We start from the raw sequence: 14,313 nt of genomic DNA, 5'->3' as shown, positions 1-14,313 counted from the left end.
AAGCGTTGTGAGACAAGAATTAGCCAGCCCTCAGCAACGCTAAATAGGAAGCCGAGCAAAACGGCGAATCACCTAGATTGCATATTTTTGTATCGCATAGCTCGCAAAGCCTCGCGCTTATCTTGTTCTTCGCGCAACGCCTGCCGCTTATCGTACTCTTTTTTGCCTCGCGCCAGAGCAATCTCAACTTTAGCGTAGCTACCTTTAAAATAAATCCTCAAAGGCACAATCGTATAGCCCTTAGCTTCAATCTGCCTAGAAAGCTTAGCAATTTGAACCGCGTGAAGAAGCAGCTTGCGCTTACGCTTAGGGGCATGATTATTCCACGTTCCATTTAGATATTCTGGAATATTTGCGCCTTCTAGCCAAATCTCGCCACGCCTATCAATGTTTACAAAAGCCTCGGCTAAAGAAGCTCTGCCTTCTCGTAAAGACTTAACTTCGGTTCCAGTAAGAGCAATGCCCGCTTCGTAGCAATCTTCAATCGCGTAGTCGTGATTTGCTTTTTTATTTCTTGCAACAGTTAAAGTGCCATCTGAACCAGGTTTTTTATCCAAAATGCCCTCCGCAAAAAAGCGTTTAATAAACTCTAATAATGTACGTACTCGTAGTTTCCTGCACTAGGAATTGTTCTATAAGATGGGAACGTTGCAAAACCAACGCCACCTTCGGATATAAGCACAGAGCCGTCGGAGTTTACACGCTCAACAACAGCAACGTGGCCGTACGTAGGGTCGGATCCAGCAGCACCCCTACTAAACACCATAATAGCGCCAACATGCGGAGTGCGATTTACCAAATATCCTAGCTTTCGCCCAGAATTCGCCCATTCCGCGCCGTTTCCCATAAACGATCCAACAGGCAATCCAAGCTGCGATCTACGCATATACGCCCAAAGTGTGCACTGGCGAGCAGGGTACGCAGAGCCGCCAACCGTGTTTCCAGTATTGTGGCCATAGCAATTGCCCGAACCCGCCGCACAGTTTCCAGGAACCGTGTAATTCATTCCATTTGCAGCTCCATTAGAAAGAGGCAAAGCTGGCAAATTAGGAGCGCTCCACCCGCCGCCACGCATTTGCTGGCGATTAGCGTTAGGGTTCATTCTTGCAGCAGCCGTAGCAGCCAAAGCCCTAGCTTGAGCGTCGATTTGAGATTTTAACTCAACAATTTCCGCAGCCTCTCTAGCTGCGCGAGAAGTAAGACTGCTCTTTTGGCTTTCCAACTGCTTTCTAAGAGCACTTCCCTGGTCTCGCAAAGCCTGCAAAGAACGCTGCTTATCTAGAGCAGCCTTAGCAGCAGCCTGCGCACTCTGAGCCTGATCTTGAGCTTTTTGCTTTAACTTTTCAATCGCGGTTTCTATAGCAGCCAAACGCTGGCGCCTATTCATTGAGTTGCTCAAAGTAACAGCTGCATCGTTAGCAGCATTCGCCTCACTGCGTGCAACTGCAGCCTCAGACTGAAGTTTACCAACAAACTGCTCGGTTGTTGTTGAATTAGTAACCATTGCCATTACGTTAGAAGCATTTGAGCCGTGGAAACTTTTTCTAGCAAGCGCAGCCACAGCAGCCTTTGCATCGTCAAAATCTTCGCCAGTTTTTTTAATCTTTTCTTCCAAATCGCGCTTATCTTTTTGGGCAGACTGCAAACGCTGATTTGTAGACTCCACAAGATTCATGGCCTGCTGAGCTTGATCTTGAGCCTGCTGAGTAGCTCGAATCTGGTTTGGAATTTTATGTTCGTTTAAATCGTTAAGCTCTAAAATCTTATCTGCAAGTTGCTTACTAACACCAGCCAGCTGCTTTTTAAGCGCCGCATTACTTTGCACTTTTCGGTTATAGTCTTGCATTGTTACCGCATCGGCACGCAAAGGCTTGTATGCAATCAAAGTAGCAACTGTAGAAAGCATAATAACACTTAGCGCAATTGCACTAACAGCTACGCGTTTAGAATAGTAAAAATAACATCTTTTGCTACTCAATTTGCTTTCCAACTTGCTACCCAACATGTTTTCCTTTCAAACCTTTACAAGCACTAATGCGAATTATACATTGAAAATCCTACTGAGCATAAGCGTTTCAAACTAATCTTAAGCTTTACAACACTTATTATTTAAGATTATTTACGCCTGCAAATAGCGTCTAAGAGCAAACGCTGAGGCGACTATCGAAAGCAAAACAGCCCCCAGGACTAGCGCTGGAACAGTCATCCAAACAGTAGCCTGATTAACAAACGGCATCCAGCGAACGTTTTGCGCAAGCCAATCCGTAATAAACACTTTAACAACAATGCTAAGGGCGCACCCCGAAAGCAAAGATCCTATAAGGGAAGCAAAAGCGCCCTCTAAAATAAACGGCATACGAATCGTCCAATTAGAAGCGCCCACAAGTCGCATAATCTCTGTTTCTTGCTTTCTAGAGGCTGCAGACATGCGAATTGTAGTTCCTGTAAGCATAATCGCAACAACAACCATTACTGCAGCAAGCACAATAGTTACAGCTGTTGCATGATTTAAAACACTAAACACAGGGTCAAAAATCTGCCTTTGGTCTACAACTTCTTCTACGCCATCACGCCCAGAAAGAACTTCGGAAACAACTTGATATTTTGTTGGATTTGTAAGCTTTAATCGCAAAGAATCCTGCATATCGGCAGCGGTTAAAGTACGCCCTTGATATAAGCCATTAGGATATTGCTTAAGAAAAGTGTTCTTGTAAAACTCGCTTCTACTAACGTAAGTTATGTTTGAAACGTCTGAGCCAAGTTCTTGGTTAATAATGTTTTCTAACTTTACGATTTCGCTCTTTGTTGGAGCTTTTCCAGAAGCGCAAGACGCTGCCTGACTTGTTCCATCTGGGCAAAGCCACGCAACCACTTCCACTTTGTCGTACCAATCGCCCTTAGCTTTTGTGATTTGCGCCTGCATAAGAACGGATGCGCCTATAAACAAGAACGATATAAAGGTAACGAGCATTACCGAAATAATCATAGAAACGTTTCTGCGTAGGCTAATACACGTTTCGGAGAATATAAACCTCAATCGCATTACTCGTCTCCTTCGTTCTTAAGATTTTCGCTGTTATCTGCGCTATCTACGCTACCAGCGTTACTCGTGTTATCCGTGTTATCCGTGTTATCGACCTTATCGGCCTTATCAGCACTATCCGCGTTACTCGCGTTACTCGCGTTATCTGCGTTATCGGACTTATCCGCGTTATCCGCGCCATCTGCCTTATCTGCCGACTTTTGCGCAGGAGGAGCAGGCGGAATCGAAAGTCCACGTCCCCAAGTCATAGTGGTTTCTAGAGGCTGGAAAACCTCGCCATATCTACCTGTTCTGCCAGAATGAACCGATTGCGCAAGACGAGCAATGCCCTCGTTGTCTTCGGAACCATTTTGCAGAGTTTGAGCAACAGCATCCATGGCCTGTTTTGCTTGAGCAGCACGCTTTGCACGTTTAGACATAAAGCGATAATTTTCTTGCGACTCCTCTAAATCGCCTGCGTTTGCAGATGAGTTTTCGCTATTTGCAGCGTTAGAGACGCCATTAGAGACGCCATTAGAGCCATCATTAGAGTCATTGCTAGAATCACCATTTGCCGAAGAAACAGCCGCACTAATGGAGTCGCCTTCTACAGCCTGCTGAGCCTTCGATTTTTGCTCAACATCGGCATCTGGGAAGTAAAGCGCAGAATCGTAAGAACCCTCGCGCTCATCTCGAACAATCTTTCCAGCGTGAAGCTCCACAACGCGTTTGCGCATAGAGTTAACAATCTCTTCGTTATGCGTAGCCATAACAATCGTAGTACCCGTGCGATTAATGGCGTCCAAAACTTCCATAATTCCAAGCGAAGTTGTAGGATCCAAGTTTCCGGTAGGCTCATCTGCAAGAAGAATTTGCGGGTGATTAACGTACGCGCGCGCAATGGCAACTCGCTGAGCCTCGCCGCCTGAAAGCTCGTGCGGATAATTATTTTCTTTTCCCGTTAATCCAACCGTCTCCAAAACGCGCGGAACAAGCGACTTAATTGTAGAGCGACTCGTTCCAATAACCTCTAACGCAAAAGCCACATTCTGATACACAGTTTTATTGTTCAGCAGCTTATAATCCTGGAAAATAAAGCCGAGCGACCTTCTATACTGCGGAACCTGGCGATTTACAAGGCGGCGCAAGTCATTGCCAGCAACGTGAATCTCACCCTTAGTTGCTTCCTCTTCGCGCAACAGCAAACTTAAAAGAGTGGTTTTGCCAGAGCCAGACGCTCCAACAAGAAACACAAAGTCAGCACGATTAACTTCTAAAGAAATATCGTCCAAAGCAGGACGCGTGCCCTTAGGATAAATCTTCGACACATGTTCTAGCGAAATCAGAGACATATTCTGCATTTTCCTTTACGAACTATTGAACGATATGCTTTACTTTTTACTATTTTATAGATTGTTTTTGATTTTACGCGCTTTACAAAAGTCAAAGCAACTTAAGAGCAAGCTATGAGTGTTTTGCAGCAACTCTTTGCTCGTGCCTCCAACGAATGCCAGCTTCAATAAAGCCGTCAATATCGCCGTCAAAAACAGCCTGAGTTTGCGAGGTTTCGTAGCCTGTGCGCAAATCCTTAACCATCTGGTACGGGTGAAGAACGTAAGAGCGCATCTGATCTCCCCAGCTTGCCTTAATATCTCCAGCAAGTTCCTTCTTCTTTGCAGCTTCCTCCGCATGCTTTAACACAAGCAAACGCGATTGCAAAACTGCCATTGCAGCAGCACGGTTCTGAATCTGGCTGCGCTCATCTTGCATAGAAACAACCAAGCCGGTTGGTAAATGCGTAATACGAACCGCAGAATACGTGGTATTTACACCCTGGCCTCCAGGTCCTGAAGCTTGGAAAGTATCCACGCGAATGTCGGAATCTGGAATATCAATATGATCCGTAGCTTCAACAAGTGGGATTACTTCAACAGCACTAAAGCCAGTTTGACGCCTGCCTTGATTGTCGAATGGCGAAATACGAACCATTCTGTGCGTTCCGCCTTCTACAGAAAGACGGCCATACGCGTATGGGGCATCCACTTGGAAAGTGGCGGATTTAATACCAGCTTCTTCCGCATAAGATGTGTCCATCATCTTAGTTTTATAGCCATTTCGCTCTGCCCAACGCAAGTACATTCTAAGTAGCATTTGCGCAAAATCAGCCGCGTCCACGCCGCCTGCGCCCGAACGAATTGTAACAACGGCCGCACGCGCGTCGTATTCGCCGTCAAGAAGAGTCTGAACTTCCATATCGTCCAACTCGTGAGCAATAGAGCCAAGCTCCTCTTGAGCTTCATTCATTGAATCAGCATCGCCTTCTTCTTGGCCAAGCTCAATCAAAGTCTTAGCATCTTCAATGCGCTGATCTACAGCTTGCAAACGCTTTAGCTGAGACTGAGCTGCAGAAAGCTTACTCGTAACTTGCTGAGCATGCTCAGAATCATCCCAAAGTCCAGGCTCAGCAGCCTGCTTTTCTAAATCTGCAATCGTAGACTTCAACGAATCTACATCTATTGCTTTAGAAATCGAAGAATACTTTGCTTCAACATCATTTAACGCTTGGGCAAAATCAAATTCCGCCATTTACTTAAAGTACCTCTTTATATACTTGTTTTACGCAATTACTACTTGCAAAATACTTACAAAATCAACTATTTATAAGTCTAGCGTACGGTCAAAATCTCTGGGCCATTCTCCGTAATTGCAATCGTATGCTCGCTGTGAGCGCCGCGAGAACCATCAGCAGAGCGAAGAGTCCAACCATCTTTTGGATCTTGATAAATCTCGTCAGTAGTCTTTAAGAACCATGGCTCAATTGCAATAACCAAGCCTGGGCGAAGCTTGTAGCCGTGGTGAGCAGTGCCATCGTTAGGAACGTGAGGATCGCCATGCATAATATGACCAACTCCATGGCCGCCAAACTCAAGATTTACGCTGTAACCGTACTCGTGAGCAACGCAACCAACAGCTGCAGAGATATCGCCAAGGCGGTTTCCAGGCTGAGCCATGTTAATTCCAGCCTCCAAAGCTTCCTCAGTGCACTTAATCAAGCGCAAATCCTCAGGGTCCGCATGCTTTCCAACCACAAAGCTAACAGCAGAATCTCCAACCCATCCGTCAACGTTAATCGCCAAGTCAAGAGTCAACAAATCACCGTCTTTAAGGTTGTAATCGTATGGAACTCCGTGAAGAACTGCATCGTTTACAGACGTGCAAATGTAGTGCGCAAAAGGACCAGTTCCAAAATCGGGAGCATAGTCAACATAGCAAGAAGACGCACCTTTACGGCTCATAATGCGTTGGCGAACAAAGTCATCAATCTCAAGAAGATTTGTGCCAACTTTTGTCATTGCTTTTAAGTCTTTAAGAATACTACCAACGAAGCGACCCGCAGGCTTCATAGCTTCAATCTCGGATGGAGTTTTAAGTTCAATCATGATTTAAGACTAACGCGCAGGCACGAAAATAGCGCAAAATATGGCGAAAATACTAGCTAATGATGTCGCTTAATACTTGTAATCTAGGCACATGCCTAATAACAATGAAATTAATAACAAAGAAACGCAGAAAGAAATTTCCGCTGTAAATTTTGACCCAGCTTCCTTCTCTTCAGTTATTCGACCACAAGACGATTTATTCCGTTACGTAAACGGTCCATGGATTGACACTTACACTCTTCCAGAAGATAAGCCAATGTTTGGTGCTTTCTACAAGCTTTCAGAAGATGCAGAGACGCAAATTCGAGATATTTTAGAAAGCGAAGATTGCCCAGCCAAAAAGTCGCAAACTTTGTACCGTAAATATTTGGATACTGCAGCTATTGAAAAAGCTGGAATTACGCCAATTAAAGGCGATTTAGACGCTGTTGATGCGGCGGCCAGTAAAGAAGATTTGGTTCGCACTATTGCTGCTCTCACTCCATACGGCGGCCCAAATGCAATGTTTGGTTTTGGTGTTTACGGAGACCCTAAAGACCCTAAAACAAATGTTATGCATATTGAGCAGGGTGGATTAGACTTGCCAGACGAAGCGTACTATCGCGAGGATAGTTACGCTCCAATTCGCGAAGAATACGTAAAAATGGTGGCTTCTTTGCTGCGATTGGCTGGGTATGCAGATGCTGCCGCTAGCCAGGAACTTGCCGAGCGCTTTTTGAAGGTGGAAACGCAAATCGCAAGCAACCACTGGGATAACGTAGCAACTCGCGATTCTCAAAAAACTTATAATCCTTACAATTATGAGGATTTGGCAAAAACGCTTGAAGCGCTGAATCTTGACGCATTCTTGGACGCTGCCCAAAAGGCTTACGATGACTCGGAAGAAGCAAAGAATCAGCCAATCAATGTTCGCAAAGCTTTTAGCAAAGTAATAGTTCACGAGCCAAGCTTTATAGAAGGATTGAATAAGATTTGGCAAGAAGCCGACTTAGAAGATTTAAAGCTTTGGGCACGCGTGCATGTGATTTTGTGCTGGGCAAGCATGTTGAGCGAAGACTTTGCTGGAGCTAGATTTGACTTCTACGGCAAAGTGCTTTCTGGCGCCACAAAGCCTCGCGATCGCTGGAAGCGCGCAATCGGAGTTGTTGACGATGCTTGCGGCGAAGAAGTTGGCCGCGAGTACGTGCGCTTGCACTTCCCTGAGTCGTCTAAAAAGTATATGCAAGGCTTAGTTAGCAATCTTATTAACGCTTACCGCGAGTCAATTTCTCACAGCAGCTGGCTTGGCGAGGAGACTAAGGCAAAGGCCTTGGAAAAGCTTAGCAAGTTTGAGCCAAATATTGGTTACACAAATCATTGGATTGACTACTCTGCGCTAAATATTAGGGAAGACGCTGGCTTAATTGATAATATGCGCGAAGTTTCTCGATTTGTGTTTGGTAGGTATACTGCAAAAGCTGGAGAACCTGTGGATCGCGAAGAGTGGCAGATGACTCCGCAAACCGTTAACGCTTACTACGATCCATTACTTAACGTAATTGTGTTCCCAGCTGCGATTTTGCAACCACCATTCTTTAGCCCGAGCGCTCCAGACGCAGCAAATTACGGCGCTATTGGTGCCGTGATTGGCCACGAAATCGGCCACGGTTTTGACGACCAAGGTTGCGAATACGACGGCGACGGCGTGCTTAACAATTGGTGGACAGAAGAAGACAAGACCAACTTTACTGAGCGCACTAAAAAGCTTATTGAGCAATACAATGCGTTTACGCCAACGCAGCTGATTGTTAAATACTCTCACTTAAAGAGCAAAGAAGAGCGAGATGCAATGCCTCACGTAAATGGCGCTTTAACAATCGGTGAGAATATTGGTGATTTAAGCGGCGTAACTATTGCGCTTAAAGCCTACGCTTTTGCTTTGCAAAAGAGCAAGGGGCAAGAAATCGACGGAAGCGACGCTGCGATTCGCGAAACTTTGCTAAACGCTCCTAAGATTGATGGTTTCACTGCTTTGCAGCGATTCTTCTTAAGCTACGCGTTGGTCTGGCGCTCTAAGTCTCGTAACGAGATTGCGGAGCAATACCTTCAAATCGACCCACACTCCCCTGCAGAATGCCGCACTAACGGCATTGCGCGAAATGTTGACTTGTTCTACGATGCCTTCGATGTTAAGGAAGGCGACGAGATGTGGCTCGATCCTGCTGAGCGCGTACACATTTGGTAAATCGCAGATAAGTCGCAGATAAGTCGCGAGTAAGTCAAAAATAAATCAAAAATATCTAAGCCTGCAAGCGTTTAATACGTAAGCAGGCTTTTTTGTATCGCTTGAGTATCTGTGCTACTCAACTATCTGCGCTACTTAACGTCTGCTTTTCTCTACTCGCTTTTGCCTATTTTGTCAAGGATTTTTTATCAATGTGTATAAAACATAGGCTTTAACCACATTGATAAAAATATCTTGCACAACTATTTTTCATATATCATAGTTGATTTTACTGCGGCGAATTTGCCAAAAGCCACGATAATCAACACGGTTTTGCGCGATGAACTTCGAGACTTAAATTAGTCGCAGTCCAAACTTTTGAAAGGTTGAAAAATATGGCACAGCAACAAGCAACATTAACAATCAGCGGATACGTTGGTAGTGACCCAGTAAACTTTAGTCGCAACGAAAACGCGCCCGCATGCTCACTTAGAATCGGAAGCACATCTTCTTACTACCACAGCGAAGAAAAAGCGTGGAAGGAGCGTCCAACAACATGGATGACCGTAAAAGCATACAAATCGCTGGCGTCAAACGTGCTAAAAAGCGTGCATAAGGGAGACGCAATCGTAGTTTGCGGAAATTTAAACACGGAATCTTGGCACAAAGATGGAGAAGACCGATCGCGTGTGGTTCTAGAGGCAACATCAATCGGACACGACCTAAATCGCGGAATCAGTGAATTTACTAAGACTTCGTATGCAAAAAGCAAAAATGTTGTAAATGCAGAGTCTAAAAACAAAGACTATAACGAATCCGCAGATGGTCAAAACCAAAACTTTGCAATCAAGAACCCAATGTCTTCTAAATCACAGTCTTCAAAATCACAGTCTTCTACTCAAGAAGATGAAGAAACAACCGATTTTGGAGGCCAATTAGATGAAAATCAATACGACGACATTGAAGGAGGCGCCAATGAGTTTTAGAAAAGTCTAATGATATTAAACATTAGACTCAAGTATAGTGTTCTTTAAAATTTTGCTGATATTCATAGCAATATTGCCGCTGAAAATAATGCACACATACGAAAATAGCAAATATGCAAATATCAAATATGCAATGCATTATATCAACGGCAATATTGTTTTAGCTGTTTTAGTTAGCAGATTACAACTGCTCGCGAACGCGCTCTACAATGCGAGCCGCTGCCTCGTCAACTGGAACCGCTTCTACAGCAGAACCGTTGCGATTGCGGATTTCAATCGTGCCATTGTTTACGGTGTCTCGTCCAGCAACAGCAACCAGAGGCACGCCAACAAGCTCCGCATCCTTAAACTTTACGCCTGGAGAAACCTTTGGACGGTCGTCGAAGATAACTTCGATTCCCTGCTTGCTAAGCTCTTCAACAAGCTTTTCGGCAGCATCGAAAGCAACCTGATCTTTGCCTGTTGCAACAACATGAACCTGAGCAGGAGCAATTGCCATTGGCCACGCAAGTCCAGCTTCGTCGTGGTGCGTTTCTGCGAGGCATGCGATTACGCGGCTAACGCCGATGCCGTAGCAGCCCATCCACACTGGAACCGACTTGCCGTTTTCGTTAAGAACACTTAAGCCCAAAGCCTTTGAATACTTTAATCCAAGCTGGAACACCTGGCCAATTTCCACGCCGCGCTCAAAGCTAAGCGGGCCAGAACCGTCTGGGCTCATGTCGCCGCTACGAACAAGAGCTGCTTCCACAACACCATCTGCCTCAAAATCGCGGCCGTACACAGCGTTGTAAACGTGCTTGCCCTCTTCGTCTGCTCCTGTAATCCACTCACTACCCTTTGCAACGTGAGCATCAATCAAGTAGCGAACTGGGCAAGCAATTTTGCTGCCATCTTTGCGTGCCTGCGGGCCCAAAACGCCAGCGCCAATATAGCCCTTAACAAACTCAGGATGCGCCTTTAAATCATCCTCGGTTGCTTCTTCAATTTCTGCTGGAGCAAATTGAGCTTCAAGACGCTTCATATCTACTTGGCGATCTCCTGGAACACCAATAGCTACGATTTCTCGCCATGGCTCATCATGCTCGCCGCCAGCTGCATCTGCAGGGTGCTTAACAGCAATAATCAAGTTCTTTAAGGTGTCGCTAGCTTGCCATTCGCGTCCGTCTTTGCGCGGATGCAAATCGTTAGAAACCTTAACCAAATCCTCAATCGTCTTAGCGTTTGGAGTATCAAGAGCCTGCATAGCAGGAGTTGCAGAGTAGTCAACATCTGGCATTTCTGGCGTGGTCAAAGCCTCAACATTCCAAGCCTTGCCAGAAGGAGCGAGAGCAAAAGTATCTTCGCCAATCGCCATAGGAGCCAGGAATTCCTCGGAATCAGACCCTCCCATTGGGCCAGAAACAGCGTGAACAATCACGTATTTAATACCCAGGCGGTCAAAGATGCGCGAATAAGCAGCACGCTCTTCTACATAAGCAGACTTCAAACCATCTTCGTCAATCGAGAACGAGTAAGCGTCTTGCATAATAAACTCGCGGCCGCGAATAAGGCCAGCGCGAGGGCGGAACTCGTCGCGATACTTAGTTTGAATCTGGTACAAGGTTAGTGGCAAATCCTTGTACGAAGAATACATGTCTTTTACAAGAAGAGTAAAGACTTCTTCGTGCGTTGGAGCAAGAAGATAGTCAGCCTCATGGCGATCTTTAAGGCGGAATATGTTATCTCCGTACTCTTCCCAACGATTAGTAGCCTCGTAAGGCTCACGTGGAAGAAGCGCTGGGAAGTGAACTTCTTGAGCGCCAATACCGTTGATTTCTTCGCGAATAATCGCTTGAACCTTGTTGAGTACCTTTAAACCTAGCGGCAACCACGTCCACACACCTGGAGCGGATTTACGAATGTATCCTGCGCGCTGCATGAGTTTTGCGGAGGTCACGTCCGCGTCTGCTGGGTCTTCGCGCAGCGTACGAAGAAACAGTTTAGACATACGAAGTACATTAGAATCCATGCGTTCCAATCTATTTGCGCATGAGGACATAAACACTTGTTTACACTACTAAACAAAAGCAAAAACACTTTCCCGACTTTGTACCAAAATCCGTCAAACTTTTCCGCACTTTGTACCAAATTTGACCCAAAACACGTACAAAACACGGAACACAACTCCGCACTTTGTACCAAATTTGACCAAAAAATGGTACAAAAAGCGGAACACAACACGAGAATCGTTCGCGCGCTACGCTTTAAGCTCGAAGGCAGGTCGTCGCGCCCGCGTTTGTTCCCTTTCCCCCGCGTTTGTTCCCATTTCGGCCAATTCGGGAAACAAAAGCAAGAACACCGTTTAAACAAAAACTAAATCTAAAACTCGTCGTCAAAGGAAAATTCGTCATTATCTGCGTAATCGCTAGCGCAAAAAATATCAAACTCTTGCTGATTCGCAGAATCACCATTTGCCTTACCAGCTTCAAACGCGCGAACGCCATCATTTGCAAGAATCTCACTAGCGTGTTTAGAAGCTTCACGCAAAGAACCATCAAGAATCACAGCATCCGTGCAAACACTAAACGCGCTGTCATTAATGCCCTCTAAATAAAGCCCGCTCAAATTTTCCACACGCGAAAGCGCAACATAGCCCATTCCAGGCGCAAAAGTACGGCGCAAATCCATAACAGCACTATCAAGCGTCATGCCTTGCGACTTATGAATCGTAATTCCCCACGCACATCTAAGTGGCACTTGATTTACGCTAGCAAGAACCGTTTCGCCATCCGTCATCTCCCACGCAGCAGGCTTAAGAGTAACAATATTGCCGTTTTCAAACTCAACAATAGGCCAGCCACCTTTGGATTCAGGCACAAATCGCAATACGCGCCCAACAGAACCGTTCACATATTGCTTATCTTGGTCGTTTCGCAAAGCCATTACAGCTGCACCAGCCTTTAGCACAAGACGCTCGGGGGCAAGCATGTTCTTTTTTAAGCGATCTACAAGATTTTTCGGCCCAGCTTCTGTTGCTACAAACTCGTGAGGCTCAGAGTCGATTGCTGCAAGCTGCACATTATTTAAGCCGTCCGCTTGCGAGTTTGTAGGGAAAAGATGAACCGAAACTTCGCTATCTTGAGGATATTCACCAAGGCGACTAGCAAGCACTTGCTTATCGGCCTCGCTCACACGCCCGCAGCGAATATCCGTTAAAACATTAAGCAACTTGCCATCATCTTGCCTGTGTTGCTCTGTTAAATAGCACACAACAGGTTTTAGAGAATCCCACGCAAACGATTCCGTAATATAGCCTTCGGGATTTTTGCCAGCGGCCGCATATTTTTCGCGCGATGCAATAAACTCCGGGCTAGGCTCGAATACATCGCGATTTCGCATAGACGTGCTAACGGGCGGAAGCTGAAAGAAATCGCCAGAAACCACCACTTGAAGGCCGCCAAATGGCAAATCATTTTTGCGCAACTTCCGGCACACTTCGTCAACCATGTCGAAAAGCCAAGCGTGAATCATGGAAACTTCGTCCAACACAAGCACATCCGTGGCTTTTATGCGCTTTGCGCGCCTAGACCTAATGGTTTTAAGAAGCGAATCGGTAAGTGCGTTTGCAACGCCTGTTCCACTCCACGAGTGAATAGTTTGGCCGTTTAAATGAGTTGCTGCAATGCCTGTTGAAGCTGTTACAGCAACGCTTAAACCGTTTTCACGCAATGAGCGAACTGCCTGGTTTAAAACATACGTTTTTCCAGACCCAGGAGCGCCCGTTAAGAACACGCTTGCGCCTGCGTTTATTATTTCTAACGCTTCCGATTGCTTCATTGGCAGCACCTTTTATTTGCGCTATTTGCGCTATTTACGTTTAATGCGTTTAATGCGTTTAATAATCACGCTTTGTTTAATAATCGCGCTTTTCTGCGGAATTTACATCTTCTAGCGCTTCACCGCGGCGCTCGTAATCGCGAAGCAGGCTCGTGCTTTCAATGTGCTGTGCACCCGCTTTTGCCTGAGCCTCGCTTGGTCCTGGAGCTGGCACAAACATCATGTCTCGGTAGTAGCGCAACTCGTCAATCGACTCAATAATATCCGCGAGCGCACGGTGACCGCCGTGTTTCGCTGGCTTATTGCGGTAAACGTCTGGGTAAAGTCTGCGCGAAATCTCCTTCAATGTGCTTACGTCGATTACGCGGTAATGCAAATTTGCCATTAAATCTGGCATGTATCGGTCGAGGAACTTTTTGTCTGAGCCAACGGAGTTTCCTGCAAGATGCGCTTTTCCGCGCTCTGGCAAAAAGCGCTTTACATACTCAACAATCTGCTTCTGCGCTTCTTCTAGCGGTAAACCGTTTTTATTCCACTCGTCAACAAGCCCAGAAGACGTGTGCATATTGCGCACAAAATCGTTCATGTGATTCACGGCAGCATCACTTGGCTTAATCACTAAATCAATGCCGTCGTCTAGAACTTTCAAATTAAAATCAGTTGGAACTACAGACACTTCGCATAATTCATCGTGGAAAATATCGAGACCAGTCATCTCGCAATCAATCCAAATTAAGCGCGATTCTTCCGGCGTAAACGTAAGATCTTCCTTAGCTTCTGCCATTTTCGTTCCTTTCCTAATATTTTTTCGAACCCACAAGCCTACATCTTCCCTCAGACGAC

At 45.7% G+C, this 14,313-nt stretch carries 11 protein-coding genes; 2 read left to right on the top strand and 9 right to left on the bottom strand.

What is annotated here, in order from left to right; genetic code table 11:
* Window positions 1-68: 68 nt before the first annotated feature.
* The 6 genes from smpB to map form a co-directional block, all read right to left on the bottom strand.
* Entirely contained in the window at window positions 69-557 is a 489-nt protein-coding gene (gene smpB / locus HMPREF3216_RS05170; protein WP_004130644.1) for an SsrA-binding protein SmpB, read from the bottom strand.
* A 32-nt stretch (window positions 558-589) separates the two neighbouring features.
* Entirely contained in the window at window positions 590-1,978 is a 1,389-nt protein-coding gene (locus tag HMPREF3216_RS05165) for a CHAP domain-containing protein (protein ID WP_060787243.1), read from the bottom strand.
* A gap of 141 nt (window positions 1,979-2,119) precedes the next feature.
* Window positions 2,120-3,043, bottom strand: coding sequence for a permease-like cell division protein FtsX (ftsX, locus tag HMPREF3216_RS05160; protein ID WP_060787240.1), 924 nt, complete (start codon window positions 3,041-3,043; stop codon window positions 2,120-2,122).
* Entirely contained in the window at window positions 3,043-4,374 is a 1,332-nt protein-coding gene (gene ftsE / locus HMPREF3216_RS05155; RefSeq protein WP_060787239.1) for a cell division ATP-binding protein FtsE, read from the bottom strand. The genes ftsX and ftsE overlap by 1 nt, the downstream gene beginning before the upstream one ends.
* Window positions 4,375-4,486: 112 nt before the next feature.
* A complete protein-coding gene (gene prfB, locus HMPREF3216_RS05150; RefSeq protein WP_060787238.1) occupies window positions 4,487-5,608 on the bottom strand; it encodes a peptide chain release factor 2 in 1,122 nt (373 codons plus the stop codon).
* An 80-nt stretch (window positions 5,609-5,688) separates the two neighbouring features.
* A complete protein-coding gene (gene map, locus HMPREF3216_RS05145) occupies window positions 5,689-6,462 on the bottom strand; it encodes a type I methionyl aminopeptidase (RefSeq protein WP_060787237.1) in 774 nt (257 codons plus the stop codon).
* A gap of 91 nt (window positions 6,463-6,553) precedes the next feature.
* Here map and HMPREF3216_RS05140 point away from each other — a divergent pair, with 91 nt between their 5' ends.
* Together HMPREF3216_RS05140 and HMPREF3216_RS05135 are read left to right on the top strand one after the other, a co-directional pair.
* Window positions 6,554-8,686: a M13 family metallopeptidase gene (locus tag HMPREF3216_RS05140; RefSeq protein WP_060787236.1), complete on the top strand. Its 2,133-nt coding sequence runs from the start codon at window positions 6,554-6,556 to the stop codon at window positions 8,684-8,686.
* A gap of 374 nt (window positions 8,687-9,060) precedes the next feature.
* The gene (locus HMPREF3216_RS05135) at window positions 9,061-9,651 is read left to right on the top strand and encodes a single-stranded DNA-binding protein (protein ID WP_060787235.1); all 591 of its coding nucleotides are present in this window, start codon (window positions 9,061-9,063) and stop codon (window positions 9,649-9,651) included.
* A 181-nt stretch (window positions 9,652-9,832) separates the two neighbouring features.
* Here HMPREF3216_RS05135 and HMPREF3216_RS05130 read toward each other — a convergent pair whose 3' ends face one another.
* The 3 genes from HMPREF3216_RS05130 to orn form a co-directional block, all read right to left on the bottom strand.
* Complete coding sequence (locus HMPREF3216_RS05130; protein WP_060787234.1) at window positions 9,833-11,662, bottom strand: proline--tRNA ligase; 1,830 nt, start codon at window positions 11,660-11,662, stop codon at window positions 9,833-9,835.
* Between the two features lie 350 nt (window positions 11,663-12,012).
* Window positions 12,013-13,470 (bottom strand): PIF1 family DEAD/DEAH box helicase, encoded by a 1,458-nt coding sequence (locus HMPREF3216_RS05125; protein WP_060787233.1) that lies wholly within the window; start codon window positions 13,468-13,470, stop codon window positions 12,013-12,015.
* Window positions 13,471-13,546: 76 nt separating this feature from the next.
* On the bottom strand, window positions 13,547-14,254 hold the full coding sequence (gene orn / locus HMPREF3216_RS05120) for an oligoribonuclease (RefSeq protein WP_060787232.1): 708 nt from the start codon (window positions 14,252-14,254) through the stop codon (window positions 13,547-13,549).
* Window positions 14,255-14,313: the final 59 nt, after the last annotated feature.

Origin of the sequence: Gardnerella vaginalis, assembly GCF_001546455.1 — a bacterium.
In the GTDB taxonomy this organism is placed as follows: domain Bacteria; phylum Actinomycetota; class Actinomycetes; order Actinomycetales; family Bifidobacteriaceae; genus Bifidobacterium; species Bifidobacterium vaginale_B.
This window is presented reverse-complemented; position numbering and strand designations above follow the sequence as displayed.